The organism is Acinetobacter faecalis (genome assembly GCF_034187745.1).
Lineage (GTDB): Bacteria > Pseudomonadota > Gammaproteobacteria > Pseudomonadales > Moraxellaceae > Acinetobacter > Acinetobacter faecalis.
This window is the reverse complement of record NZ_JAXHPF010000004.1, coordinates 102,656-129,138: the sequence shown is the minus strand read 5'-3', so window position 1 is coordinate 129,138 and position 26,483 is coordinate 102,656. Positions and strand designations below refer to the sequence as shown.

The following is a 26,483-nucleotide window of genomic DNA, read 5'->3' as shown; positions in this document are numbered from 1 at the left end:
ATTAAAAAATTTGACACTGGGTTAAAGGATTAACCTTCTAATACCGCTAAAATGTCAGACTCTTTCATAATAAGAAGCTCTTCACCGTCAACTTTTACTTTTGTACCAGCATAAGTACCAAACAATACATTGTCGCCTACTTTAACATCTAAAGCGCGAACGCCATTATCAGTTACTTTACCATTGCCAACTGCAATGATTTCACCTTGTGCTGGTTGCTCAGCTGCTGAAGTACTTAAAATAAGACCACCAGCAGTTTTTGTTTCCTTTTCAACACGGCGAATAACAACGTTGTCATGTAAAGGACGAATATTGCTCATAGTAAACTCCATCAGACTTAGTCTTTTTTGGTAAAAGATGATGACTTTGTTATTCCTTAGGTCACCATCAAATTAAATCATTTTCGATGACTCTGTTGTGGGGATGGAAAAAATCGCTTCAAGGGCTAATGCTAAAAAAAATAGGTTTTTTTGTATTTTTTTTATCCAAAATGATTTTTTAGCAATTTTTTAACGTTTTATTGAGTTAAATCCAAAAATAAAAGCTAATGAAGATAATTCAGAATTAGAGCCATTTGTACATTTAACTTATATATCAAACAGTATATGTAAGCGTTAAACCCTAAATAATAAAAGGTTATTCTGAAGAATAATTTACCCTCAATAATACATCAGTTAATGGATAACTTTTTTCAACTCAAATCATATTAATATTTCTTGAAAAAATATTTAAAATCCCTTTCATTTACGTACATTACGTAGAAATATCTATAAAAAATAGTTATGTTTTTATAAGCGATTAACATAAATTTTGGATGTCTTTATAATTTATTGTGATTTTAGTAGTTTAGATATTAACCAACCCACCCTTTATGCGGATTTGGAATTACGACCATTTATTAAATCAATAACAAAATGTCAAAAAATCACCCACGTAAGTAACTGATTTTAATAACTATAATTAAAATAAATACCACACATTAAAGTGGGAAATAAATTTTAATTTTATTTATCTTAAATTAACATATTGTTTTTTATGGATAATTTTAAAAATCAACACAACACCCCTTCTAATATCGCCCTATGCTTAAGTCTTATTTTTTTTGTCATTTTATGCTTTAATAACGCCACTTTTTATACTTCATCTTTGTAATGTACCCCATTACATCGATTTATACTTGTACAGCTTGTACACATTTGAGATAGGCCTCATCATGACCCAAGTGAACGCACCAGAATTCGTTCGTCACCCTAAGCTTATTGCTTGGGTAGAAGAAATTGCAAAATTAACGAAACCAGCGAAAATTGAATGGTGTGACGGTAGCCCTGAAGAATATCAACGTTATATCGACTTGATGATCGCTAACGGCACTATGCAAGAGCTTAGCCAAGAAAAACATCCTGGTTCTTACCTTGCTAATTCAGATCCTTCTGACGTTGCTCGTGTTGAAGGTCGTACTTATATTTGTTCAGAAAACAAAGAAGATGCTGGTGCTACAAATAACTGGGAAGCGCCTGCTGAAATGCGTACTCGCTTAAACGGTTTATTTGATGGTTCTATGAAAGGTCGTACATTGTACGTTGTTCCTTTCTCTATGGGTCCTTTAGGTTCTCATATTGCTCATATCGGTATTGAATTAACTGACTCTCCTTATGTAGCAGTTAGCATGTCTAAAATGGCACGTATGGGTAAAGCTGTTTATGACGTTTTAGGTACTGATGGTGAATACGTTCCTTGCGTACACACTGTAGGTGCTCCACTTGCTGAAGGCGAGAAAGACGTTGCATGGCCTTGCAACCCTGAAAAATGGATTGTTCATTACCCAGAAACACGTGAAATCTGGTCTTACGGTTCTGGTTACGGCGGTAACGCATTGCTTGGTAAAAAATGCCTAGCTTTACGTATTGCATCTTACATGGGTCGTCAACAAGGTTGGTTAGCTGAACACATGCTAATTCTTGGCGTGACAAACCCTAAAGGCGAAAAACACTACATCGCAGCTGCATTCCCTTCTGCTTGTGGTAAAACAAACTTCGCTATGTTAATTCCACCAGCAGGTTACGAAGGTTGGAAAATTGAAACTGTAGGTGACGATATTGCTTGGATCAAACCAGGTGAAGATGGTCGCTTATACGCAATTAACCCTGAAGCTGGTTTCTTCGGTGTAGCTCCTGGTACAAATACTAAGACTAACCCGAACTGTATGGCTACTCTTCATAAAGATGTTATCTATACAAACGTTGCTGTTACTGACAACGGTGAAGTTTGGTGGGAAGGTCTTACTAAAGAAGCGCCTGCTAACCTTACAAACTGGAAAGGTCAACCACACACTGGCGAAGAAAAAGCTGCGCATCCAAATGCTCGCTTCACAGTTGCTGCTGGTCAATGCCCGTCTATTGACGCTGACTGGGAAAATCCAGCAGGTGTTCCAATCTCTGCCTTCATCTTTGGTGGTCGTCGTGCAGACACAGTGCCTCTAATTTCTGAAGCAACTGATTGGGTTGATGGCGTTTATAAAGCTGCAACTATGGGTTCTGAAACAACTGCTGCTGCTGTTGGTCAACAAGGTGTTGTTCGTCGCGATCCATTTGCGATGCTTCCATTTGCTGGTTACAACATGGCTGACTACTTCTCTCATTGGTTAGAAATGGGCGAGCAAGTTGCTGCTAAAGCTGAAGCTGCTGGTAACAAACTTCCTGGTATCTACAACGTAAACTGGTTCCGTCGTGATGCTGAAGGCAACTTCGTATGGCCTGGTTTTGGTCAAAACATGCGTGTTCTTGAGTGGATCATTGACCGTTGTGAAGGTCGTGCTTCTGCAGTTGAAACTCCAATTGGTTATGTTCCAACTTACGAACAACTAAACTGGACTGGTTCAGACTTCACTAAAGAACAGTTTGACCTTGTTACTTCTCAAGACAAAGATCAATGGATCAAAGAACTTGAAAGCCACACAGAATTGTTCGACAAATTAGGCGAACGTCTTCCGGCTGCATTAAAAGCTCGTCAAAACGAACTTTTAGAAGCTGTTAAGAAATCTGCTTAATAAAAAATTAAATAAAAAGGTCGCGTAAGCGGCCTTTTTATTAACCCAATATTCACTTTATTTTTTACTATGTTTACAAAGGGGTTAAATATCTAATGAATACACAAAAAATACTTATTGCTAGTTTCACTAGCCTTTTTATTGCAACATCTGCATATGCAGAATTAACGACAACAGTTACACCAACTCAAGCCACTACCCCAAGTACAAATACAGCGGAAATTCCAACTCCCACAACTGAATCAAATAAAATTTGTTTAATTAAAGGAACACCTGAAAGCACAGATTACAAAGTAATTAGACGTATTAAAGCGGGTAAAGGCACATACGGATCTGTTGTCGATCTTTATCCAACAATTTCAAAAATTGCACACCGCTATAAAGCGGATGCTGTTATTAATTACAACGGTAGCCAACGTTTTGGTTTCTGGCCTTGGCGCGTTGTACGCCCTGTAATTACAGGTACAGCTGTTAAATTTAACTCACCAGTAGATTGCAATAAGCTAAATGGTCAATTAATTTAAATAGAAAGGTCGCGTAAGCGACCTTTTTTATTTTTTATAAAATAATTCCGATAAATGGTGCACCAATAAATAACAGTTATAAAATTTAAAGAAGGAGTTTTAATCAATTTAACTTACTGATTCATATCATCATAAAGAAACATAAATCTACATTATAATTTTTTGCACCATTTTCTCACTTATTTAATTGAAATCGCACTAAAAACCACCAACACATACCTCTCAAAACCTTATGTTTAAATATTCAGCAACTTTACACTTAAATAATTAAAAATTATTCTATTTATTTGAATAATCACATGATGATTTTTTCAATAATACTACCAATATATTTGAAGTTATTTATTTAAACTATGGCAGTGTAAACATCACTCGCCCCTTAGCACAAAAATAAAGACTCCATTTTAAACGGAGAAAAATATGAGCAATGAAGCTCAGGTTCAAGTAGAACAGCCTACAATCGATCGTAAAACACGTGTTAAATCTATCATTGGTGGTTCAGCAGGCAACTTAGTTGAATGGTATGACTGGTATGTTTATGCCGCATTTACTTTATATTTTGCACCCAAATTTTTCCCTGAAGGCGATAGCACAGTAAAACTTCTCCAAGCTGCTGCAGTTTTTGCACTTGGTTTCCTTATGCGCCCAATTGGCGCTTGGATTATGGGAGTTTATGCCGATCGTCACGGCCGTAAGGCAGGTTTATCTTTATCTGTTTCATTAATGTGTGTGGGCTCTTTAATTATTGCCTGCACACCAACCTACGAAACAATAGGCATGTTCGCTCCTGCAATGCTGTTATTTGCACGTTTATTACAAGGTTTAAGCGTAGGTGGTGAATATGGCTCAAGCGCAACATACTTAAGTGAAATGGCAGGTAAAAATCATCGTGGATTTTTCTCAAGTTTCCAATATGTAACGCTTATATCAGGTCAACTTTTAGCACTTTGTACACTCCTCGTATTACAACGTACCATGTCCGAACAAGCACTTGGCGACTGGGGATGGCGTATTCCTTTCTTTATTGGCGCTATTTTAGCGATTGTTGTTTTTTGGATTCGTCGCGGTCTTGTTGAAAGTGAATCATCTAAACAAGCTCAAAAAATGGCAAAAGAAGGTGGCCCTAAATCAGGATTTATCGAGCTTTTTACCAAACATCCAAAAGCTGCATTTACCGTAATTATGCTTACAGCAGGCGGTACTTTAGCATTCAATACATTTACCACTTATTTGCAAAAATATCTTGTAAATACATCAGGTTTTGAAAAGACAACCGCTACAGAAATTACCACAGCGGCCATCTTTATTTTTATGCTTATTCAACCTGCAATTGGCGCACTTTCAGATAAAACTGGTCGTAAACCAATTATGATTGCCTTTGGTGTTTTAGGTGTTGTTTTCACTATTCCTATTTTCAACCATATTGGTGCAACCAACAATGCAATGACTGCATTTATGCTCTGTATGAGTGGCATGATTATTGTTTCTGGCTACACAGCGATTAATGCGGTTGTAAAAGCCGAATTATTCCCTGCTCATATTCGTGCATTAGGTGTTGCTTTGCCTTATGCAATTGCCAATACATTATTTGGTGGTACAGCAGAATTAGTCGCTCTTAGCTTTAAAAATGCAGGCTATGAACACTATTTCTTCTACTACATTACATTCATGATTGGTCTTTCTTTAATTACCTATATATTCATGAAAGACACAAAGAAGCATTCAATGATTACAGACAACTAGAACCCTGTTATCTTTGATATGAAGCAAGCCGTTAATTAGGGCTTGCTTTGTTTTTTAATCATTATTCACAAGATAAATAAAATAAAAACTTTCATCGAGAAATCACTTTCCTTATGGCATACTCAATTATATAAAAATGTTTGGAACTTTGAAGATGAATAACACTTATAAACTTTTAGGATTAGGTTTTCTTGTTTTAGGTCTTGCTGCTTGTCAAAGTACACCACGCCAATTTAATGGCAATGTGGGCTATCAAATTGAATCTCAAACTGCTGATACTGCAACAATGGCTTATACGCTTGCAGGTCGCCAAAACCAACAATTAGATGAAACTAAGCTTCAACGTGCTTGCCAAAAAGTTTTAGGCACATCTAAGACTTATAAACTTAGCATTTTAAGCGTTAATGAAATTGCGAACCCACAACAAGATGTTGAATTTGGTCGTCAAATTGGTCAAAGCCGTACAAGTGTTGGCTTATCTAACACTCAAGGTTTATATAGCGACCAAGACTATGCAACTCGTCAAGCTTTAGAAGCTCGCCCATCTACACTTCGTGTTGTTCGTTATACTTGTTCTTAATTTTGATACATAAAAAAAGGACATTACACATGTCCTTTTTTTATATCTTAAAACTATGAATTACAAAGTTTTATAAAAGCTTACATTTCTAAATTCAGGCGATTCGTCTAAATCGGGCCAAGTTGTAGCACTTCGCTCATCTAATTTCTTATATTTCGGATGGCTAAAGTTTTTTACACGACTATCTGCCACCCAAACTTCATCTGAAAACTTTAAAAATTCATCTAAAAAGAAACGGTTACACTGATCATAAAGTACATCTGCAGCAAGTAAAATATCGACTTGTTCTGCTTTATATAGGTCTTCCAAATATTCAAGTTCTACACCATTTAACTCCGCATTGGCACGACAAGCATCTAAACTGACTTGATCTATATCACAACAAATCACACGTTTTGCACCTGCCATTTTTGCTGCAATTGCAACTACACCTGACCCTGCACCAAAGTCTAAAACCACTTTATCTTTCACATGATGTGGTTCAGCCAACAACCATTGTGCCATTGCTAAACCAGATGCCCAACAAAAAATCCAATACGGCGTGTCATTCCAAATGCGACGAATGACTTCATCATCTAACTTATCTGTAGGAAAAACAGGCGGAATGAGCCAAAGAGATATTGGGGTTTCAGGAAGTTGCTGTACTTGAAGTTCACAATGTGGAATCACATCATGTAAGGCTTGTAGGAGATGTTTAGGAGTTTGAGTAAGTTGAAAAGTGTCGCTCATTTAAATTCTTTTAATTCGTCTATTTTCAAATAATCTCCCCCAACCCCTCTTTAAAAAAGAGGGGAACCTAGAATCCCCTCCTTTTTCAAAGGAGGGTCAGGGAAGATTTAATTAACCAAGTGCTTTTTCAGCAGCTTCAACCGTTTGACGAATTAACGTTGTAATTGTCATTGGACCAACACCACCTGGAACAGGTGTATAAGCAGAAGCAATTTCTTCGATACCAACTAATTGGATGTCGCCTACACCACCGCCATCACGTGGATGGAAGCCAGCATCAACAACAACTGCACCTTGCTTAATCCAATCTTTTTGAATCAATTCAGCTTTACCTACAGCACCAACAATAATGTCTGCTTGTTTTACAAAGCTTGCTAAATCTTGAGTACGTGAATGACAAATTGTTACTGTCGCATTCGCTTCAAGTAACATTGCAGCCATTGGTTTACCCAAAATAGCAGAACGACCAACAACAACCGCATGTTTACCTGCAATTTCAATGTTGTTTTCTTTAAGAATAGTCATGATGCCTGCAGGTGTAGCAGAACCATAAGCAGCTTCACCCATTGCCATACGGCCATAACCAAGGCAAGTTACACCATCTACGTCTTTTGCAAGAGAAATAGCATCAAAACATGCACGCTCATCAATTTGAGCAGGTACAGGATGTTGTAACAAAATACCGTGAACATCTGGATTTGCATTTAATTTTTCAATTTCAGCAAGCAATTGTTCAGTCGTAGTTTCTTTTGAAAGTTCAACTTTCAAAGAATCCATGCCTACGCGACGGCAAGCATTTCCTTTCATACGAACATAAGTCGCAGATGCACCATCGTCACCTACTAAAATAGTCGCCAAAATTGGGGTACGACCTGTTTTCTCTTTCAGCGCTTCTACGCGAGTTAACAAGTCAGCTTCAATTTGCTTTGCTAATGCACGGCCATCTAAAACTAATGCCACGGCACATCTCCAAGTGTTGATATGAATCAATTTTGCACATTCTACATCATTATTTTAATTATTTTTGCCAATATGATGTTTTTCTGCACATACAGCACACCTATGCTATTGTTTTTTTTTCAGAGCTTGCTAATATACGCATCAACAAGACATGGCGGGGTGGCAGAGTGGTCATGCAGCGGACTGCAACTCCGTGTACGCCGGTTCGATTCCGACCTCCGCCTCCATCTTGTTAAAATGCCCGAGTGGTGAAATCGGTAGACACAGGGGATTTAAAATCCCCCGCCCACAAAGCGTGCCAGTTCGAGTCTGGCCTCGGGCACCATTCTTCTACTACAGAAAAATGGTGCAATAAAATTTCCAGCTATATGCTGGTTTTTTTATGCCTGAAATTTATAAAAATAATAAAAATATCTAAACGCAAAAAATAAGCCAAGTGCAAAACACTTGGCTTTCTTCATTTAACAAATGGAATTAACCATTTTGTTTGTTATGCAATGCATTGTCATACATACGTTGTTGCTCGTATTGCACAGGATTATACGAACACGCAGATACCAATATCGAAAAAGCAGCAATCGCAATTACTTTAGTCATAACATTCATCCAAATTAGTTTAGGGAGATAAACCACCTCCTTAAAATATAAGGTGGTCTTAATTTGTGTGATAAATATACTAAACAACATAAAATAGTTAAAACAGATTGTTCTCATTATTATGATTTGTTTTTTAGATTAAATAACCAATAAAAAGCCCGAATAGATTTCGGGCTTTTTATTCTTGCGATACAACCTATTCAGATTTTTGCAATCTTAAAGCATTAATTACAACCGATAATGAACTTAAAGACATGGCAACCGCTGCAAACATTGGTGTTAATAGCAAACCTGTTAATGGAAAAAATACACCCGCAGCCACAGGAACACCTAATCCGTTATATACGAATGAGAAAGCAAGGTTTTGCTTCATATTTTTCACACCCAGTTTTGCCATGTGAATTGCATCTGCAACACCACGAATATCACCTTTTACCAAAGTAATTTGTGCTGTTTGTTTCGCGATGTCTGTACCATTCCCCATTGCAATACCAATATGCGCTTGAGCCAATGCAGGCGCATCATTAATACCATCACCCGCCATTACCACAATACGACCTTGCGCTTGTAATTGCTTCACAATGTCGAGTTTCTCTTGCGGCGTACAGTTTCCATAAACTTGCTGAATTCCAAGCTCATTTGCCACAATCTGCGCATTCTTTTCATGGTCACCTGTTGCCATCACCACTTCAACACCATCGGCAATAAGTTGACGAATCACCTGATAAGCATTGTGTTTTAAAGCATCATGAATAGAAATGTACGCCAACAAAGTAGAATCTGTTGCTAAGAAACTAATGACCTGCCCTTGTTCACGTAAAACATCAAGTTCGTTTTGCAAGTCTGCTGAAATTTTTAAACCTAGTTGCTCAATGAGCTTTTGGCTACCAATATAAACTGCAAAACCATCAATCTCACCCTTTACGCCAAAGCCCGCAACATCTTCATAATTTTGAACATTGACATAAGATGATGTTGGCACAATTTTAGATAATGTATGTGCAATTGGATGCGTTGAGAATTGCTCAATTGAAGCAATCCAAGTTTCTATTTGTTGCTGATCTAACTCGGGTACCAATAACTTAATTTCTTTCAGACTTGGCTTGCCTTCGGTCAATGTTCCTGTTTTATCAATCACCAAAGTTGTGACTTTACTTAAGGCTTCAATGGCTTCAGCATCTTTAAATAAAACACCTTTTTGCGCTGCACGACCTGTTGTTGCCATAACAGACATTGGTGTTGCCAAGCCTAAAGCACAAGGACAAGCAATAATTAAAACAGCTACGGCACACATTAAAGCTAAATCAAATTGTGCTTTTCCAAAAACCATCCATGCAATAAATGTAAGTACGCTAATTGCCAATACAGTCACTACAAAATATTTTGCAACAACATCGGCTAAACGTTGTAAAGGTGCTTTTGAACGCTGCGCATCTGCAACTGTTTGAATCATTTTAGCTAGCGTTGTATTTGCACCAACAGCAGCAACCTCTATACGAATACTCCCTTGCTGATTCACCGTTCCACCAATCACCTGATCACCCAATTCCTTTTTCACAGGAACAGGCTCACCGGTCATCATCGACTCATCTACATAGGTTTTTCCATCTACAACCAAACCATCAAGTGGCACTTGCTCACCCGATGCGATTTGTAGAATGCCCCCCTGCTTCACCATTGAAATATCAACTTCAATAAGTTCGCCATTTTGTACCAATGTTGCAGTATTGGCTTGTAAACGAAGCAATGATTTTAAAGCATCGGCGGTTTTTGCACGTGCTTTTAATTCCATAATTTGACCAAGTAAGCTTAATGAAACAATCATACAAGCCGCTTCAAAATACACAGCAACGCCATGACCTGTCTTTGCTTCCATTGGTATAAGCGCAGGGAAAATGGTTGCAACAATACTATATGCAAAGGCAGCAATTACACCCACACCAATTAAGCTCCACATATTCAAATTACGTGTTTTGTAAGATGAAATGCAACGTTCTAAAATTGGTTTACCTGCCCAAAGCACCACAGGAAGTGAAAGCACAAGCTCAATCCACGGCTGAATATGCTGAGGAATCATGGCATGAACATGCGAACCCATTGCCAAAACAAATACCAATAAAGTTAATGGTAAGGTTTTCCAGAATCGATTACTAAAATCGACCAATTCAGGGTTTGGACCATCGTCCAACGTGGGTTGCATAGGTTCTAAAGCCATACCACAAATAGGGCAAGTTCCCGGACCTTTTTGCACAATTTCAGGGTCCATTGGGCAAGTAAAGTCCATGTCCGCAGCACCTTCAGGCACAGGTCGCTCATCAAAAGGAATTAAATAAAATTCAGGATCGGCTTTAAACTTATCTACACAAGATGGGTTGCAGAAGTAATACGTTTTATTTTGATAATCTGTTTTTAAATCTGTCGATGTATCTACAGACATTCCACAAACCAAATCTATTTCTGTATTTGCATCTGCACTTGGTTTTGAGCCACCACAACAACTCGATTTTTTAGCTTCAATAACGGGTGCTTTATGTTTTGAACCACAACATTTTGTGGTGACTTCTTCAACAACCTCAGTTTTTGGTTGAGTTCCACAACATGATTTTTTTTCAGGAACAGCTTCTGCTTTTTTAGAACCACAGCATGAAGATTTTACGGGTGATACATCCGTTTTAGCCAAATACTTTTCTGGGTTTTCTGCAAATTTTGTTTTACATCCATCACAGCAAAATAGATAGCGTTTCGCTTCAAAATCGAAATATCGCTCAGAATCTTCTGCAACCGTCATACCGCAAATCGGATCTGTCGTTACAAGTTCTAGCTTTGCTTTAAACTGAGAACAACATGCAGATTTTTTAGCTTGTTCCATCTTAGACACTCTTACATTTTTATGTTTATACTAGGATAAAGTCTGTACCTAGGTACAGAGTCAAGTATTTTAGGAGACAATATATGTTTACCATTGGCAAACTCGCTAAAATGACCAATTCATCTGTTGAAACCATTCGTTATTATCAACGTATTGGCTTAATGCGCATTCCCGAACAGCAAGGAAATTATCGCTTTTATTCTAATCAAGATGTTGAAACCCTAAGCTTTATTCAAAAAGGTAAAGATGCAGGATTACAACTGAGTGAAATTCACGAATTATTAAAATTACAGATAGATGATCGAGATCAAGTTCGAAAAGTGATTGAGCAACGTTTAGAAAAAATTGATTTACGCATTAAAGAATTAAAAGCCTTAAAAAAACGCCTGAGTTCTTGGGTAGATGAATGCAAATCTACAGATGAAAATTGCTGCCCTATTCTTAAAGAACTGAAGCAATAAATAATCTAAAATTAATTTTAAAACGGCAAATGATTCATCACAAATAAACCTAGTTTATTTTAGCCTTCAAGCAGTACAATCCTATTCAAATGTTGTTCTAATTTTTCAATATCATGCAGACATTAAGACGCCAAATTCGTAAGCAACGTAGAAGCCTTTCTTCATATCAACAAGCACAAGCTGAAACTCGCGCTTTGAATCAATTACGTCGTCTTGATCAATATCAAACTGCTCAACACATTGGTATTTATTTAGATGCATTTGGTGAAATAAGAACAAAAAAAATCATTGAAATGGCATTCACACATGGCAAACAAGTTTATTTACCTGTCGTTTGCAATATGAGTCAAAAACTCGTTTGGGTTGAAATTTCACAACATCAATATAGAAGTAAACGTTTTGCCAACCATATTTTAGGTATGCAAGAACCTCGAAAAAGTCGTGGTTTTCATGTGGCTAAATTAGACTTACTCGTTATGCCTTTATTGGCTTGTGATGAGTTTGGAACGCGTATAGGAATGGGAGGTGGATTTTATGATCGCACTTTAGCAAACTCGCCTCGCAAGCCGTATCGTTTAGGTTTAGCACATGATTTCCAATTTCTAAATATACAACTTGAACGTCAAACATGGGATCAACCTTTAGATGCCCTACTTACACCAAGTAAATTGCATCGTTTTAAACGCTAAATCACCATTTAAACTATAGCTATCACTTAAAAATCACATATTTAGTCATTTTTTAGACATTTTATTAAGCATTACCCTTGTAATTTTTTAAATACCCATCACTATAAAAACATGGCAACACCGTTGTTACTCATTAGGAGTGCCCATGTCTGAAAATATTATGAATGAAGAAACCTTAGAACCTCAGGTTCCTAGCGTGTTACCGCTTTTAGCGTTACGTGACGTGGTCGTTTACCCTCACATGCAAATTGCCTTATTTGTAGGTCGTGAAAAATCGATCAAGGCTGTTGATGTCGCTCGTAACAATGACAACTTAGTATTTGTTGTTGCACAAAGAGATTCTCTTACAGAAGAAATTGATCACGAAAATCTATATCAATACGGTACTGTCGCGAAGATTGTCCAAGTTGTGAATCATGAAAACGATGAAAACTGCATAAAAGTATTAATTGAAGGTTTACATCGTTCTAAACTCGTGAAAATTATCGACAACGATGATCACCTCACAGCAGAACACAGCTTAAGCGATATGACTGTTTCTGTGGATGCAGCAACTCAATCTAATCGTGTTGAAGAATTACGTGCTTTATTTGCGCAATATGCAGAGGCAAAATTACGTAATGCACGTGAACTTATTGCGGCAGCAAATAAAATTGAAGATTTACTTCAGTTACTCTTCTTTGTTGCAACACGCGTTCCTTTGAATATTGATGTAAAGCAAAAGTTCTTAGAACACGATGAATTCGAAGCACATTTACAAGAACTCATGACTTATTTGCTACAACAATCTGAAGAACAACAGATTGAGCAAACATTGCATGACTCTGTAAAACGTCAAATGGAAAAGAATCAACGCGAATACTTCTTAAATGAAAAAATGAAGGTCATTCAGCGTGAACTTTCCGATATTAATGGCGGTGCTGAAGATGATGTTGCAGAAATTGAACGTCGTTTAGCTGAAGCAGATTTACCTGAACATGTACGTAAAAAAGCTGAAGCTGAATTCCGTAAGCTTAAAGCAATGCAACCTGCTTCAAGTGAAGCGGCAGTTGTTCGTAACTATATTGAGGCAATTTTAGATACGCCTTGGAATAAAGCGAGCAAAGTCAGCATCAACTTAGCAAAAGCTCAAGATATTTTAGATACAGACCACTATGGTTTAGATGAAGTTAAAGAACGTATTGTTGAATATCTTGCTGTTCAATCACGCGTGAAAAAACTTCGTGGTCCTATTCTTTGCTTAGTTGGTCCTCCGGGTGTGGGTAAAACTTCGCTTGGTGAATCTGTAGCAAAAGCAACAGGTCGTGAGTTTGTTCGTATGGCGCTTGGTGGCGTACGTGACGAAGCTGAAATTCGTGGTCACCGTCGTACTTATATTGGTGCGATGCCGGGTAAAATTGTGCAGTCTTTAACAAAAGTAGGCGTGAAGAACCCATTGTTCTTACTCGATGAAATTGACAAGATGGCGCAAGACTACCGTGGCGACCCTGCTTCTGCTCTGCTTGAAGTACTTGATCCATCACAAAACTCTAAGTTTAACGATCACTATTTAGATCTTGATTTAGACTTATCTGAAGTGATGTTCATTTGTACTGCAAACAGCATGAATATTCCTGAAGCACTTCTTGACCGTATGGAAGTGATTCGTCTTCCGGGTTATACAGAAGATGAAAAAGTGCATATCGCAGACCGTTACCTTGTTCCTAAAGCAATTAAGAACAATGGTTTACGTGCCAAAGAATTGACTGTTCATGAAGAAGCGATTCGTGACATCGTACAGCGTTATACACGTGAAGCAGGTGTTCGTAGCTTAGAACGTGAAGTGTCTAAAATTGCACGTAAAGTGGTTAAAGAAGCCGTAAGCAAGAAAGCGAAAAATCTTCAAGTTGAAGTGACATCAGCTAACTTACCAGATTACTTAGGCCCTCATAAGTTCGACTTCGGTATGGCTGAAGAAGAAGCACAAGTGGGTCGTGTAAATGGTCTTGCTTGGACTTCGGTTGGTGGTGAGCTTCTGAATATTGAAGTTGCTGCTGTACCAGGTAAAGGTAAGTTCATTACCACAGGTTCACTTGGCGATGTAATGAAAGAGTCAATTACAGCAGCAATGACTGTAGTTCGTACTCGTGCAGATGAGCTTGGTATTGAAGCTTCTCGTTTTGAAGAAACTGATGTTCACGTGCATTTACCTGAAGGTGCGACGCCTAAAGATGGCCCATCTGCTGGTTTAGCGCTGACGCTAGCTTTAGTTTCTGCATTCACTAAAATTGCGATTCGCCCTGATATTGCAATGACAGGTGAAACGAGCTTGAGCGGTCGTGCGATGCGTATTGGTGGTTTAAAAGAGAAGTTACTTGCTGCTCACCGTGGTGGCATTAAGCTTGTATTTATTCCGCAAGAAAACGTTCGTGATTTAATCGAAATTCCTGACAATGTGAAAGAAGGTCTGGAAATTAAAGCTGTTAAATCAATTGATGAGATTTTAGCTTTAGGTCTTGTTTCTACACCTAAGCCATTGGTTAAAGCGCCAATTGTAAAAGTTGTAGATGAAGGTAAAGCAGCTCGTCATTAATTTCACAAGCAAATAAAAAAAGCACACTTCGGTGTGCTTTTTTTATTTGCTTCAACGATAAAATAAATATTTTTATTCTTTTCATTTCGTATAAGATATTTATGTTAAGTCAATTTCAATAGATTTGAAAATATCTTGTACGAGCATCTAATTTCTACATGCTTATAAGTGAAATTCAATTGTAAGCCCTCAATAGAAATCATTCATTACATCAAAAGTAACGCCTCCTTACATATACAATGCCCCTTGAACCAAATGCTCTTCTTCTAAATCTTCTGTACATGATGTCAATTTATTTGATTCAATCATATATTTCTTTAAAAATTCAATTTGCTGAGCATCGAGTAAATACTTACAAATATAACTATCATAAGAATATGAAAGCCAATCATTAACAAATATTAAATAATAATTTCCCTGATCAATATTGAATAACAATTCAGTATTCTTATACTCATCATCTATTATAAACAAAAAGAAATTATCCCACTTAAAAAACTCAATTCGATGATGAAATTCAAAATAGTGAGAAATTCTTTCCCGTTGTATTACTTGAATTTCGGGTAAATAATCAAAAAATTTTCTTATTGAAATTATAGTTGCACTAAAAATTCGTTCTGCCCCGAAACTATGACCATCTGTAATCCACTCACCCTGAGATAATTCAGCCTCAATAACACAAGATTTTAAAACTTCAGTTGGACGATCATACAGAGTATTCAATTCTGAGTGTGGAGGGAGCCAAAGCAAATAATATCGCCCATTTTCAGTATGTCGAGCTTCAGAGTCTTTTAAAGAAATTTGGTATCTTTCACCAACTCTAGGTAATAGCTCATCTAACTTTATGATGGGCTCCCAACTTAACTTCCAGCTTATTCGAGACCAATTCGCAGAAGCAAGCAATTCAATTTTATTTCTATTTATTTTAACCATTTATCATTAATTGATTATCGAAATAATCATTTTAACACAATGCACACTATGAAAAATTATCAATAATAATCAAAATGTTACTGCAACACCAAAAAAAGCTCACTACCAATCTGGGCTTTTTGATAAAATTAATATGTTCCACGATTAAAAAAACATACATCGTTCTACAAAGTTATTTAATTCACCTTAAGAAATCCAATAAAGCATTTTAAATCGACCTACACAGTCCTCCCTAACTACTCATTGAATCTCAACTAACAATCTCATCCAACCCACGAATTTCAAGGTATAATTCAATCCTGTTTTAAAAATTTGCTTCTTATGAAAATTCGTATTCTGACTATCGGTCAAAAAATGCCTGCTTGGGTACTTACAGGTTTTGAAGACTACTTCAAACGCATACAACCATTCGTGCAAACTCAAATAATAGAATTGCCAATGGCAAAGCGTGGCAAAAACGACTCCGAAGCAGATATTTTAAAATACAGAAATATCGAAGGTGACAGCATTCTAAATGCCATGAAGCAAAATGAAGTGCTTATTGCTTTAGAAGTAGGCGGACGCGAATTTAGCACCGAAAAACTTGCTGAAACCATGAAAGGTTGGATGCTAGAAGGTAACGACATTGTACTTGCAATTGGTGGGCCAGATGGTCACTCAGAAGCCGTACGTAAAGCTGCGGCTTGGCATTGGTCACTGTCTAAACTCACCCTGCCTCACCCTATGGTACGCGTCATGCTCATTGAACAGCTTTACCGTGCTATGAGTATTAACAACAACCACCCTTACCATCGTGCAGGCTAATTTTAAATTGTTCTACCTATAGAACGATTTGTTAATTAATTTGAGTTTATCTTATTTTTATTATCTTAGATAATCCCCATAGATTATTTATTTAGGCATAAAGTCATGAACTTACAAACTTTACCAGGGCTATTCATTTCACATGGTTCACCCATGCTTGCTTTGAACCCTGAACAAGTTGGGCCAGCATTAGAAAGATTAAGCCTTAATCTTCCTAAACCAACAGCCATTATTATTATGTCTGCACATTGGGAAAGTAATGCGCTTGAAGTAAGTTCTGCTGTACGTCCTGAAACATGGCATGACTTTCGTGGTTTTCCGCCAGCGCTTTATGACATTCGCTATCCTGCTCCCGGTGAACCTGAATTAGCTGAAGAAATTTTACAGCTCTTTGCACAAGCAGGCTTCTCTGCACATGCAAATAGTACGCGCCCACGCGATCATGGCGTGTGGATGCCTTTACTTCATATGTACCCTGAAGCAGATATTCCTGTGGTTGAAATTTCACTGCCTATGAATATGTCTGCTGAAGATATTTATAAAATTGGGCAAACGCTTGCACCACTGCGTGAAAAGCAAATTTTAATGATTGGTTCGGGCAGTATTACCCATAATTTACGAGAACTTTCTTGGAATGGAGATAATCAATCTGTTCCTGAATGGGCTTCAACATTCCGTAATTATGTGGTCAATAAGCTTCATCATAATGACTTTAATGCTGTTTTAGATTGGGAAAAAATTCCTCATGTAAACCGTAATCACCCAACTATTGAACACTTTGCACCTATTTTCTTTGCTATGGGTACAGGTCATCGTTTTAGTATTGTACATAGTAGTTTTACAATGGGTTCGCTTGGAATGGATGTTTATCGCTTCGATTAATATTGCATTCAGCAATAAAAAAATAACAATCTGATATATTTGGGATACATTTTCTACTCAAAAGTTGGGAATGTATCCATTTTTATTTCATTACTTTCAGTTATTCTACTTATTACTTAAATTATCAACAAAGAATACGCCGAAAATGAAATTAAAATACTTAGCTATTGCCCTATTCCCTTTTGCGCTTGCTGCTTGTCAATCTAGCGATATTCAAAAAGTTGGAGATTTAGCTGTGTCAGTACTACAACAACAAAATGCCGATAAAACATTAACGTCTTATACTTGGAGTGCAAGCACTGAAAATGCGAAGCGCCCTATCGTACTTACTTTTGCCGACAAAGGTCGTTTAAGTGTTTCTACAAGCTGTAATACGCTTGGCACATCTTGGAAAGTTGAAAACAATATTATTACGACAACAAATATAATGTCTACAATGATGGCTTGTGATGAGGCATCTACAAAACAAGAAGGTTTTGCTTCAAGCTTATTCAGCGCAGGTAAAACACCATTTGTATTAAACCTTGATGATGCACAAAGACCAACACTGACTTTGGTTGCAGCGAATGGCGAAAAATTTGTGTTTACAGGAAAAATGACACCTGAAGTAAAATATCAAACTCAAGGTGAAACGATTTTCTTAGAAGTAAATCCTAAAACTGTGCAATGCCAAGGTGTAGCGCCACAAACTTGTTTACAAGTACGTGAAATTAAATACAACGATAAAGGCATTAAAACTCAAGCAGATCAAAACTGGTCTAACTTCTATGACTCAATTGAAGGCTATGAACACAATCCAAATGAACGCCAAGTCATTCGCATTAAACGTTATGAAATTAAAAATCCAGCAGCAGATCAATCTAAATATGCTTATGTTCACGATATGACAATTGAGCGTGAAGCTGTAAAAGGCGCACTTTAAGTCTAATTTGAAACTCAATATGTAAAAAAACCGAGGCAATTGCCTCGGTTTTTTTAGCTTATTCTAAGCAAAACTTAGAATACACCTTGCGCTAACATTGCATCGGCAACTTTTACGAAGCCTGCAATATTTGCACCATCTACGTAGTTCACAGTACCATCTTCTTTAGTACCAAACTTAACGCAGTTGCGGTGAATTTCTTTCATAATTGCATGAAGACGTTCGTCAACTTCTTCGAAAGTCCAACCTAAACGCAATGCGTTTTGAGACATTTCAAGACCAGAAGTTGCAACACCGCCCGCATTTGATGCTTTACCTGGCGCATAAAGAATTTTCGCTTCAACGAATTTCTCTACAGCTTCAAGTGTAGAAGGCATGTTTGCACCTTCAGCAACACAAATCACACCATTTGCAATTAATTGTGCAGCATCATTTGCATCTAACTCATTTTGAGTTGCGCAAGGAAGTGCGATATCACATTTAATTGACCAAGGACGTTGACCTTCTAAATATTCGAAGCCATGTTTAGCTGCAAATTCAGAAATACGACCACGTTTAACGTTTTTAAGTTCCATTACTTCAGCAAGTAATTCTTCTGTAAAACCGTCTTTAACATAAACAGTACCAGCAGAATCTGAAAGCGAAACCACTTTCGCGCCTAAATACATTGCTTTATCAGCAGCATATTGAGCAACGTTACCAGAACCTGAAATTGTTACTACTTTGTCTTTAAAGCTTTCGCCACGAGTCTTAAGCATTTCCTCAGCGAAATACACAGTACCGTAACCAGTTGCTTCAGGGCGAGCCAATGATCCACCGAAAGTTAAACCTTTACCAGTGAATACACATGAAGTGTCATTGCTTAGCTTTTTCATCATGCCAGCCATGTAACCCACTTCACGACCACCAACACCAATATCACCAGCAGGGATATCTGTGTTAGAGCCCAAATGACGGTAAAGCTCAATCATTAACGCTTGGCAGAAACGCATGATTTCACCTTCAGATTTGCCTTTAGGGTCAAAATCTGAACCGCCTTTACCACCGCCCATAGGGAGTGTAGTTAAAGCATTTTTAAAAGTTTGTTCAAAACCTAAGAATTTTAGGATTGAAAGGTTCACTGAAGGGTGGAAACGCATGCCCCCTTTAAATGGACCAATAGCTGAGTTATATTGTACGCGGAACGCACGGTTTACATGTGTTTGACCTTGGTCATCTACCCATGAAACACGGAACTGAATCGCACGTTCAGGCTCAACTAGACGTTCTAGCAAACCGTGAGCTGCATATTGTGGATTTTTTTCAATAAAAGGCCACAAACTTGTCATCACTTCTTCAACAGCTTGAAGAAATTCTGGTTGATGTGCATCACGTGCTTTTACGTAATCTAGGAACTCATTAAGTGTGTTGTATTTCAACGCTTAATCCTCAGCAGAAAATGGATCAAAATTGGTCAAAAATTCAATCAACGATTTATTTTGGCGCAAAACATTAAATATCTTTTGTAATGAATCTACAACAATTATTTGAATGAAATTTAATTAAATATTAAATAACAATTATTTATATTTATGAGCGTTAACAAAAAACCTATAATTTTCAAGTATATCTATCAAAATAAACGTACCAAATAAAGACACGTTTTGTATCAATTTAGAGCACAAGATTAATGAAATAATTCGTGTTAAAATCATCAACTTAATAAAATTCCTCCTTTTTACTACTTTTACGAGTAGTTGTGGTACCTAAATGAACTCGCAAATCGCACTCATTCAAAATATTGATGCTTTACTTCCACAAACTCAATGTGGTCTATGTGGACATCGAGATGGGTGTTTACCATACGCAAAATCTATTGTTGCTGGCGAAGACGCAAATAAATGTGTTCCGGGTGGTCAACCTGTTGCCGATGCTTTAGCAGATCTTCTTGCTCGACCAAAATTAAAAGCCGAAGAAAGTGTATGGCCTATTCAAAGCGATGGTCGCCCACAACGCATGAAAGCTATTATTCGTGAAGATGAATGTATTGGTTGTGCCAAATGTATTAGCGCTTGTCCTGTAGACGCCATTATTGGCTCAGGAAAACTGATGCATAGTATTTTGACCGACCTTTGCACAGGCTGTGAATTATGTATACCGCCTTGCCCTGTCGATTGCATTGATTTAGTTGAAGATACCAAAGAAATTCCAACTGAAATTATTCGTATACGAGAACAAAATGATTTAAGACAACGTTACTATTCACATATTCAACGTGAAGAAAAACGTCGTATTCATCGTAAAGGTCCTATTGTTCGCGCAGAAATTGACACTGAACTTTTCGCACAATTTTCAGCTCATACATCAAATGTGCCTGAAATTAAGCGTGTTGAAAAAGCCAAACCGACGGTTGTTCAGCAAGATGCTAAAACAACAATTGAATTAGCAAAGCTCAGAACGCAAATTAAAAAATTAGAAAAGCAACTGAGCGTTCGTGAAGACGCAAATAAACGTGCACAATTGGATGAGTTAAACAAGCAACTTACAGCTTTAGGAGCTTAAATACATGACCGTTAAAAATATGACCAAAAAACAAATTCAAACGTTTTTTGAACGGTTACGTGAACAGCGCCCTCATCCTCAAACCGAACTCAATTATTCAAATCCATTTGAGCTTTTGGTTGCTGTAACTTTATCTGCACAGGCGACAGACGTAAGCGTAAACAAAGCAACTGATAAACTTTTTCCCGTTGCCAATACGCCTGAAGCGATTTATGCATTAGGTGTAGATGGGCTAAAAGAATATATAAAAACAATTGGCTTATATAACTCTAAAGCCGAGAACGTAATTAAAGCCTGTAAAATGCTCATAGAGAAGCATAACAGCGTTGTTCCGAATAACCGTGCAGACTTAGAGGCATTACCTGGTGTAGGGCGTAAAACGGCAAATGTGGTGCTAAATACCGCATTTGGTCAACCTACTATGGCAGTAGATACACATATTTTCCGTTTAGGAAATAGAACAGGTTTAGCAGTTGGGAAAAATGTTCTAGAAGTAGAACATAGACTAGTCAAAGTCATTCCTAAAGAATTTATTATCGACTCGCATCATTGGCTAATTTTGCATGGTCGATATTGTTGTATTGCACGTAAACCAAAATGTAATGAATGCATTGTGTCTGATGTTTGCAACTGGCCAGATCGTTTCGAATTTGGCGCAGAAAGAGCAATTAAACTTAAAAATATAGATGCTTAATGCATCTATATTTTTAATCATTCTTCATTCTTTTTTTTTCGCATCCAATTCTGCTTTTAGCTTAGGATGAATCTGATATTGTGTTGTTTGATCTTTCTTCAATAAAGCTTCTTTCTTTTGCGTTTCACGTAATATTTTAAAGCTCACATATAACAAGCCTAAAAGCATTGCCAAACATGCAATCACTAAGATGATTAAACCAACTTTTAGCAAAATCGTGTCCTCAAAAGTTATAACAATAAAAAAGAGCCCCAATATGACTTAGGACTCTTTTCTTGTCAAAACAATTAGAATTTTAAAAATCTAAATTATTTTGATTGATCTAAAATCGCGAACAAATCAGTTTGAACTTCTTCGATTGGACGTAGACCATTTAATTTATTGTAAGTTGGTGCATTTTCACCAGAAGCAGCACGACCTTGGTAGAAACCAACAAGTTGTTCTGTTTCTGTATGATATGAACCTAAACGACGACGAATTGTATCTTCTTGGTCATCTGGACGTTGAATAAGATCTTCACCAGTTTCATCATCTTTACCTTCCACTTTAGGTGGGTTGTAAACGATGTGATAAACGCGACCAGATGCAGCATGTTGACGACGACCTGAAAGACGTTGAACAATCTCTTCATCTGGAACATCAATTTCAATCACGTGATCGATATTAATGCCTTCTTGTTCCAAAGCTTCAGCTTGAGGAATCGTACGTGGGAAACCATCAAAAATACAGCCATTCACGCAATCTGGTTGAGCAATACGCTCTTTTACAAGACCAATGATAAGCTCATCAGAAACAAGACCGCCATTGTCCATTACGCTTTTAGCTTTTAGACCTAATTCAGTACCTTCACGAATTGCAGCACGGAGCATATCACCGGTTGAAATTTGTGGGACATTGTAGCGCTTACAGATCAACTGAGCCTGAGTACCCTTGCCTGCTCCAGGTGGTCCTAGTAAAATAATGCGCATAAAAAACATCCTCATTTAACAATGAACATGATGCATTGCTTATAACAAAATCAACGTTTCGTTATATGGCTCAGCATCGAATTATAAAAAAGCCACAAATAAATGTATTAAACCAGCAACAAATCCAGTTACACCACCCAATATAATCAAAATCCATTCGTCTTCCTGAAATGCAGGACGTAATAAATTTTGAAATTCTTTTGGTGTTAACTCTCGAATACGATCTCGAAACATTTGAAAGATTTTTTGTGCACGACTCGCATTGAATTCTGGGTCACTTATAGGAACCATCGTAATTTCAATTGAGCGATCTATCAAGTCAGTCTTGAGTCTTGCGTATTCTTTAGGCCCTAAAGAAAGCTGTAAAGTCGTACGAACTAAAGGCGTTTCCATAATTTCGTTAATATGTCGTTTCACAATACGGCGAGTTTTTTCTTTTTTCCCACCATACATCATTTCAGACATAATCGTTTTTAAGGTAATGAGCTCTTCTGTTACGACTTTTGCAAACACATCCGATACTTCATCTTGGCGCTTCATAAAAGCACCTTGAATATTATACGCCCCTATACGAGGAATGACAGGTTTAATCCAAGGAAATTTACGATTTTTAGTTCTTTCAAAAAATTGAGGGTAACGAACATAATGCGCTTCAAGTGGATTAAATACCATCCAAATTGCAATCCAATTCGTTAAAAAACCCCATACAGATGCCCAAAAAGGTACTGTCCAATGCCATGGTATCACGAACCATACAATCATTTGAAAAACACCAAAGACAATTCCAATTAAAGCACTGATATGCCAAATGAAATTAATTTCTTTTTGTCCAACTTTTAAAAACATGCGAACCATTAAATGGCGGTCATTTTCCATTTGACTTACGACCATTTCACGCATATCTACAAGTGACTCTACATTTAAAGTCAAATCGACAACTAAATCTTCTAAAACACCGGGTAATTGCTTATTGGCTTGAGCATAAATACGGCGCTTAATGGCATAAGGCATATTTTCCCAAAGTATGGCATTACGCTCCATCATGACTTCATCAATTAAGTATTCAAGTTCATGACCAACTTGCTGACCAATAATGTGCGCCATATCTTTAGGATCCATTGCATCTAAAAATTCCTGCAATGAACCCAATTTAGACAATGTGTTGTCTGTAATAATGCCTGAAATACGCCCTGCTTTACGTGGCACAATTCCTTGCCAACCAACAGGAATAGAACCAACATGAACCCCCCAAAAATGAATGGGGAAAAACACCATTTTAAGTGCCATCCATACATGCGCCCAAGTTACAAATGCTGTGACAGGAATAATACTAAGCACCGCCCAGAAATCTGGACGTTGCAAAAATGTTTGCCACAACTGATTGATGTACTCAAGCATGCATGAATTCCATATATCTTTCTATTTGCAAGATTTTAAAGTTCTAGTAATTGTTCTATTTTGTCTATTAGCTTTCTAGAACAATATTAGAAATTTGTATTTAAAATCTTTAACTGCACCCTTTTGCTAAGTAATTTAAAAAATAAACTTATTATTCATTAAAACAAATTAACTCTAACCTCCGTAAGCTTTGCTTATTTAAGTGAGTTTTATATTTAAATGAGATAAAACCTATATAAGTATTGATATTATAGCTGTTTTTTCATTATTCAGCCAAAAGTTGTCACGCATATTTTCAACAACAACTTACTTATGCTTGTTCTTTAAATAAAAACAGTAATATTTACATCAGAAATGTATCAGAATTACTCATAACTCTATAGACCTCATTTCTGTAAATTTGTGTCGCTTAAGTCAATTTCGTCGCTTTATATTTTTATTTTTAAATAGATCTGCTTCTTTCACAAATACACTTGAGTTGAGTTAGAATAAGCATCAAAATCATTCACCCCACAAACCTAAGTACACTGCGTATGAAACAGAACTTTCCTTTAAAAAATGTTCAGCAAGAAAAGCGCATATTTCGCAATCGTGTTCTGGTTTCTGTAGGTATTGTTACTTTTTTTCTTTTATTACTTATTTCTCGCTACGCATATTTACAAATTTTCAGCTTCGATGAGTTTGCAACAGCTTCCGATAAAAACCGTATTCGTCTTCAGCCTTTAGCACCTGCTCGTGGTTATATTTATGACCGTAATGGTGTACTTTTAGCAGATAACTACCCAGTTTTTTCTGCAACTTTAAGCCGTGCAGATATTGATGATATGAACGATACAATTGAGCGTTTAACGCCAATTTTAGAACTTACTCAAGAAGATATCGACCGCTTCAAAAGCCGTATTAAAGTTTCTCGTAAAACTGAACGTGTCGTAATTAAACTCAATTTAAATGAGACAGATATTGCTCGCTTTAGTGAAGTTAAATTTCAGTTTCCAGGTGTAAATATTGAAACCCAAATGACCCGCTATTACCCACATGGTGAGCTTTTTGCTCATGTAATTGGTTATGTTGGTCGTATTAACGATAAAGAATTAAAATCGATTGATAAAGATGCCTACGCAGGCACGAACTTAATTGGTAAAATTGGCGTAGAGAAATACTACGAAGACTTACTACATGGCTTACCGGGCAATGAATCTATTGAAGCCGATGCGCATGGTAATGTCTTACGCCATTTAGGACGTAAAGACCCTATTCGTGGTAATGATTTATTCCTTTCTCTCGACTATGGCTTACAAACAGTTGCAAGTGAACAACTCGCAGGTCGACGTGGTGCAATTGTTGCATTAGACCCAAATACAGGTGAAATTCTAGCTTTAGTTTCTAGCCCCAGTTTTAATCCTAATTTATTTGTTACAGGTATTAGCACAAAAGATTATTCAGAACTACGTGATAATTTAGATCAACCTTTATATAACCGTGCTGTTCAAGGTACTTATCCACCCGGCTCTACAATTAAACCAATGTTTGGTTTAGGTGGCATTCACTACGGTCTAATCGATTGGCAAACTGCCATTCAAGATCATGGTTACTTTACCCTTCCTGGCGACAGCCACCGCTTCCGTGACCATAAGAAAACAGGTCATGGCGTTGTAAACATGCATACAGCTCAAGTCGTTTCTTGCGATACATTCTTCTATGTCCTTTCGTACCGTATGGGTATTGAAAAAATGAATGAATGGATGCGTCAATTTGGCTTTGGCGAAAAAACAGGTATCGACTTACCAAGCGAAAGTTCAGGTTTATATCCAAGCCCAGAATGGAAACTTCGCACACGTAATAGCAAATGGTTACGCGGAGAAACCATCTCTGTAAGTATTGGTCAAGGTGCCTTTACTGCAACACCATTACAACTTGCTATGGCAACAGCGATTACATCTAACAAAGGTGCTCACATTACGCCTCATGTACTTCGTGAAAGTAAAGGCGCAAAAGAGCATAAAGTTCACAATGCAACAGATGGCATTATTCCATTTAATGGAAAACCTGAAGATTGGATAAAAATGCGTGAAGCCATGGTAGATGTAATTAACACAGGTACAGGTAGAGGTATTCGTACACCGTTTTATGATATTGCAGGTAAAACAGGTACAGCCCAAGTTAAAAGTATCGCACAAGGTAAAAAATACAACGAAGCCCTACTTACAGAACGCCAACTAGACCACGGCTTATTCGTAGGTTTTGCTCCTGCCGAAAACCCACAAATTGCGGTTGCTGTTGTTTGGGAAAATGGTCGTCATGGTGGTTCTGCTGCTCAGCTTGCAAAACCGTTATTCGACTATTGGATTCTAAGCCGTAAAAAGAACCCAATTAAGCCTGCCGCAACACAAATGAGTGGTGGTCTAATGACAGCAGGTATTAAACCAAGTGAATTACCAAGTGGTAATAACAACACAAATACTTCTGCAAGCAATGCTAATGTAAATATGCCTACAGCGACTACATTACCAGAACCCAATAATCGTCCAACCAATTCACAAGCAGCCTCACAAGTTGAAAGTGAAGAGTAAC

At 37.3% G+C, this 26,483-nt stretch carries 23 protein-coding genes and 2 tRNA genes; 15 read left to right on the top strand and 10 right to left on the bottom strand.

All coding sequences use genetic code 11. The features are described 5' to 3' along the window. Positions 1–29: 29 nt before the first annotated feature. Positions 30–320 carry a co-chaperone GroES gene (locus tag SKM54_RS05755; RefSeq protein ID WP_154773322.1) on the bottom strand — a complete coding sequence of 97 codons (291 nt, stop codon included), beginning with the start codon at positions 318–320 and terminating at the stop codon, positions 30–32. 893 nt (positions 321–1,213) lie between these two features. Here SKM54_RS05755 and SKM54_RS05750 point away from each other — a divergent pair. The 4 genes from SKM54_RS05750 to SKM54_RS05735 all read left to right on the top strand — a co-directional run bounded on the left by SKM54_RS05750 (position 1,214) and on the right by SKM54_RS05735 (position 5,893). Next, positions 1,214–3,046 carry a phosphoenolpyruvate carboxykinase (GTP) gene (locus SKM54_RS05750; protein ID WP_154773323.1) on the top strand — a complete coding sequence of 611 codons (1,833 nt, stop codon included), beginning with the start codon at positions 1,214–1,216 and terminating at the stop codon, positions 3,044–3,046. 95 nt (positions 3,047–3,141) lie between these two features. Further along, positions 3,142–3,570 (top strand): hypothetical protein, encoded by a 429-nt coding sequence (locus tag SKM54_RS05745; protein WP_321089143.1) that lies wholly within the window; start codon positions 3,142–3,144, stop codon positions 3,568–3,570. Positions 3,571–3,990: 420 nt separating this feature from the next. Then, positions 3,991–5,313, top strand: a complete 1,323-nt coding sequence (locus SKM54_RS05740) for an MFS transporter (protein ID WP_321094668.1) — start codon at positions 3,991–3,993, stop codon at positions 5,311–5,313. A 154-nt stretch (positions 5,314–5,467) separates the two neighbouring features. Next, positions 5,468–5,893, top strand: a complete 426-nt coding sequence (locus SKM54_RS05735; RefSeq protein WP_321087965.1) for a hypothetical protein — start codon at positions 5,468–5,470, stop codon at positions 5,891–5,893. A 60-nt stretch (positions 5,894–5,953) separates the two neighbouring features. Here the strand turns inward: SKM54_RS05735 and SKM54_RS05730 are convergent, their stop codons facing one another. Next, positions 5,954–6,622: a class I SAM-dependent methyltransferase gene (locus tag SKM54_RS05730; RefSeq protein ID WP_321094664.1), complete on the bottom strand. Its 669-nt coding sequence runs from the start codon at positions 6,620–6,622 to the stop codon at positions 5,954–5,956. Positions 6,623–6,733: 111 nt separating this feature from the next. Then, positions 6,734–7,582 carry a bifunctional methylenetetrahydrofolate dehydrogenase/methenyltetrahydrofolate cyclohydrolase FolD gene (folD, locus tag SKM54_RS05725; protein WP_321094662.1) on the bottom strand — a complete coding sequence of 283 codons (849 nt, stop codon included), beginning with the start codon at positions 7,580–7,582 and terminating at the stop codon, positions 6,734–6,736. 153 nt (positions 7,583–7,735) lie between these two features. Between folD and SKM54_RS05720 the strand changes: the two genes are divergently transcribed. Both SKM54_RS05720 and SKM54_RS05715 read left to right on the top strand, forming a co-directional pair. Continuing rightward, positions 7,736–7,809: transfer RNA gene (locus tag SKM54_RS05720), tRNA-Cys, on the top strand. Between the two features lie 12 nt (positions 7,810–7,821). Further along, a tRNA-Leu gene (locus SKM54_RS05715) sits at positions 7,822–7,907 on the top strand. A gap of 149 nt (positions 7,908–8,056) precedes the next feature. On the opposite strand, the gene SKM54_RS05710 is transcribed toward SKM54_RS05715, so the two are convergent. Continuing rightward, entirely contained in the window at positions 8,057–8,179 is a 123-nt protein-coding gene (locus tag SKM54_RS05710) for a hypothetical protein (protein WP_321094660.1), read from the bottom strand. Positions 8,180–8,375: 196 nt separating this feature from the next. Then, the gene (locus SKM54_RS05705; protein ID WP_321094658.1) at positions 8,376–11,048 is read right to left on the bottom strand and encodes a heavy metal translocating P-type ATPase; all 2,673 of its coding nucleotides are present in this window, start codon (positions 11,046–11,048) and stop codon (positions 8,376–8,378) included. A gap of 83 nt (positions 11,049–11,131) precedes the next feature. Here SKM54_RS05705 and SKM54_RS05700 point away from each other — a divergent pair, with 83 nt between their 5' ends. The 3 genes from SKM54_RS05700 (at position 11,132) to lon (ending at position 14,770) form a co-directional block, all read left to right on the top strand. Continuing rightward, a complete protein-coding gene (locus SKM54_RS05700; protein WP_321094656.1) occupies positions 11,132–11,509 on the top strand; it encodes a MerR family transcriptional regulator in 378 nt (125 codons plus the stop codon). A 113-nt stretch (positions 11,510–11,622) separates the two neighbouring features. After that, positions 11,623–12,198, top strand: a complete 576-nt coding sequence (locus tag SKM54_RS05695) for a 5-formyltetrahydrofolate cyclo-ligase (RefSeq protein WP_321094654.1) — start codon at positions 11,623–11,625, stop codon at positions 12,196–12,198. Positions 12,199–12,343: 145 nt separating this feature from the next. Beyond that, complete coding sequence (gene lon / locus SKM54_RS05690) at positions 12,344–14,770, top strand: endopeptidase La (protein ID WP_321094652.1); 2,427 nt, start codon at positions 12,344–12,346, stop codon at positions 14,768–14,770. 228 nt (positions 14,771–14,998) lie between these two features. Here lon and SKM54_RS05685 read toward each other — a convergent pair whose 3' ends face one another. After that, positions 14,999–15,703 carry a hypothetical protein gene (locus SKM54_RS05685; RefSeq protein ID WP_321094650.1) on the bottom strand — a complete coding sequence of 235 codons (705 nt, stop codon included), beginning with the start codon at positions 15,701–15,703 and terminating at the stop codon, positions 14,999–15,001. Positions 15,704–16,024: 321 nt separating this feature from the next. Here SKM54_RS05685 and rlmH point away from each other — a divergent pair, with 321 nt between their 5' ends. From rlmH to SKM54_RS05670, 3 genes are all read left to right on the top strand, one after another. Continuing rightward, the gene (rlmH, locus tag SKM54_RS05680; protein WP_154773276.1) at positions 16,025–16,507 is read left to right on the top strand and encodes a 23S rRNA (pseudouridine(1915)-N(3))-methyltransferase RlmH; all 483 of its coding nucleotides are present in this window, start codon (positions 16,025–16,027) and stop codon (positions 16,505–16,507) included. Positions 16,508–16,612: 105 nt separating this feature from the next. Beyond that, positions 16,613–17,389, top strand: coding sequence for a DODA-type extradiol aromatic ring-opening family dioxygenase (locus SKM54_RS05675; protein ID WP_154773275.1), 777 nt, complete (start codon positions 16,613–16,615; stop codon positions 17,387–17,389). Positions 17,390–17,534: 145 nt separating this feature from the next. Then, the gene (locus SKM54_RS05670) at positions 17,535–18,311 is read left to right on the top strand and encodes an META and DUF4377 domain-containing protein (protein WP_321094648.1); all 777 of its coding nucleotides are present in this window, start codon (positions 17,535–17,537) and stop codon (positions 18,309–18,311) included. Positions 18,312–18,385: 74 nt separating this feature from the next. On the opposite strand, the gene gdhA is transcribed toward SKM54_RS05670, so the two are convergent. Beyond that, the gene (gene gdhA / locus SKM54_RS05665; protein ID WP_154773273.1) at positions 18,386–19,729 is read right to left on the bottom strand and encodes an NADP-specific glutamate dehydrogenase; all 1,344 of its coding nucleotides are present in this window, start codon (positions 19,727–19,729) and stop codon (positions 18,386–18,388) included. Between the two features lie 331 nt (positions 19,730–20,060). Between gdhA and SKM54_RS05660 the strand changes: the two genes are divergently transcribed. Together SKM54_RS05660 and nth are read left to right on the top strand one after the other, a co-directional pair. Beyond that, positions 20,061–20,852 carry an RnfABCDGE type electron transport complex subunit B gene (locus SKM54_RS05660; protein ID WP_321094646.1) on the top strand — a complete coding sequence of 264 codons (792 nt, stop codon included), beginning with the start codon at positions 20,061–20,063 and terminating at the stop codon, positions 20,850–20,852. A 4-nt stretch (positions 20,853–20,856) separates the two neighbouring features. Beyond that, complete coding sequence (gene nth / locus SKM54_RS05655) at positions 20,857–21,546, top strand: endonuclease III (protein ID WP_321094643.1); 690 nt, start codon at positions 20,857–20,859, stop codon at positions 21,544–21,546. A 24-nt stretch (positions 21,547–21,570) separates the two neighbouring features. Here the strand turns inward: nth and SKM54_RS05650 are convergent, their stop codons facing one another. The 3 genes from SKM54_RS05650 to SKM54_RS05640 all read right to left on the bottom strand — a co-directional run bounded on the left by SKM54_RS05650 (position 21,571) and on the right by SKM54_RS05640 (position 23,912). Further along, complete coding sequence (locus SKM54_RS05650) at positions 21,571–21,759, bottom strand: hypothetical protein (protein ID WP_321094641.1); 189 nt, start codon at positions 21,757–21,759, stop codon at positions 21,571–21,573. A 95-nt stretch (positions 21,760–21,854) separates the two neighbouring features. After that, positions 21,855–22,514: an adenylate kinase gene (gene adk / locus SKM54_RS05645; RefSeq protein ID WP_154773269.1), complete on the bottom strand. Its 660-nt coding sequence runs from the start codon at positions 22,512–22,514 to the stop codon at positions 21,855–21,857. A gap of 81 nt (positions 22,515–22,595) precedes the next feature. Further along, positions 22,596–23,912, bottom strand: coding sequence for a hypothetical protein (locus tag SKM54_RS05640; RefSeq protein ID WP_321094639.1), 1,317 nt, complete (start codon positions 23,910–23,912; stop codon positions 22,596–22,598). Positions 23,913–24,445: 533 nt separating this feature from the next. Here SKM54_RS05640 and mrdA point away from each other — a divergent pair. Further along, positions 24,446–26,482, top strand: coding sequence for a penicillin-binding protein 2 (gene mrdA / locus SKM54_RS05635; protein WP_321094637.1), 2,037 nt, complete (start codon positions 24,446–24,448; stop codon positions 26,480–26,482). The last annotated feature ends 1 nt before the right edge of the window (position 26,483 follow it).

What these genes read in the sequence shown, in the direction of transcription:
- SKM54_RS05640 (WP_321094639.1), bottom strand. Translation starts at nt 23,912, where the DNA reads ATGCTTGAGTACATCAATCAGTTGTGGCAAACATTTTTGCAACGTCCA.
- SKM54_RS05705 (WP_321094658.1), bottom strand. Translation starts at nt 11,048, where the DNA reads ATGGAACAAGCTAAAAAATCTGCATGTTGTTCTCAGTTTAAAGCAAAG.
- SKM54_RS05740 (WP_321094668.1), top strand. Translation starts at nt 3,991, where the DNA reads ATGAGCAATGAAGCTCAGGTTCAAGTAGAACAGCCTACAATCGATCGT.
- SKM54_RS05700 (WP_321094656.1), top strand. Translation starts at nt 11,132, where the DNA reads ATGTTTACCATTGGCAAACTCGCTAAAATGACCAATTCATCTGTTGAA.
- SKM54_RS05695 (WP_321094654.1), top strand. Translation starts at nt 11,623, where the DNA reads ATGCAGACATTAAGACGCCAAATTCGTAAGCAACGTAGAAGCCTTTCT.
- mrdA (WP_321094637.1), top strand. Translation starts at nt 24,446, where the DNA reads ATGAAACAGAACTTTCCTTTAAAAAATGTTCAGCAAGAAAAGCGCATA.
- SKM54_RS05750 (WP_154773323.1), top strand. Translation starts at nt 1,214, where the DNA reads ATGACCCAAGTGAACGCACCAGAATTCGTTCGTCACCCTAAGCTTATT.
- SKM54_RS05735 (WP_321087965.1), top strand. Translation starts at nt 5,468, where the DNA reads ATGAATAACACTTATAAACTTTTAGGATTAGGTTTTCTTGTTTTAGGT.
- SKM54_RS05745 (WP_321089143.1), top strand. Translation starts at nt 3,142, where the DNA reads ATGAATACACAAAAAATACTTATTGCTAGTTTCACTAGCCTTTTTATT.
- SKM54_RS05730 (WP_321094664.1), bottom strand. Translation starts at nt 6,622, where the DNA reads ATGAGCGACACTTTTCAACTTACTCAAACTCCTAAACATCTCCTACAA.
- lon (WP_321094652.1), top strand. Translation starts at nt 12,344, where the DNA reads ATGTCTGAAAATATTATGAATGAAGAAACCTTAGAACCTCAGGTTCCT.
- SKM54_RS05710 (WP_321094660.1), bottom strand. Translation starts at nt 8,179, where the DNA reads ATGACTAAAGTAATTGCGATTGCTGCTTTTTCGATATTGGTATCTGCG.
- SKM54_RS05675 (WP_154773275.1), top strand. Translation starts at nt 16,613, where the DNA reads ATGAACTTACAAACTTTACCAGGGCTATTCATTTCACATGGTTCACCC.
- SKM54_RS05670 (WP_321094648.1), top strand. Translation starts at nt 17,535, where the DNA reads ATGAAATTAAAATACTTAGCTATTGCCCTATTCCCTTTTGCGCTTGCT.
- SKM54_RS05660 (WP_321094646.1), top strand. Translation starts at nt 20,061, where the DNA reads ATGAACTCGCAAATCGCACTCATTCAAAATATTGATGCTTTACTTCCA.
- adk (WP_154773269.1), bottom strand. Translation starts at nt 22,514, where the DNA reads ATGCGCATTATTTTACTAGGACCACCTGGAGCAGGCAAGGGTACTCAG.
- nth (WP_321094643.1), top strand. Translation starts at nt 20,857, where the DNA reads ATGACCGTTAAAAATATGACCAAAAAACAAATTCAAACGTTTTTTGAA.
- SKM54_RS05755 (WP_154773322.1), bottom strand. Translation starts at nt 320, where the DNA reads ATGAGCAATATTCGTCCTTTACATGACAACGTTGTTATTCGCCGTGTT.
- SKM54_RS05685 (WP_321094650.1), bottom strand. Translation starts at nt 15,703, where the DNA reads ATGGTTAAAATAAATAGAAATAAAATTGAATTGCTTGCTTCTGCGAAT.
- rlmH (WP_154773276.1), top strand. Translation starts at nt 16,025, where the DNA reads ATGAAAATTCGTATTCTGACTATCGGTCAAAAAATGCCTGCTTGGGTA.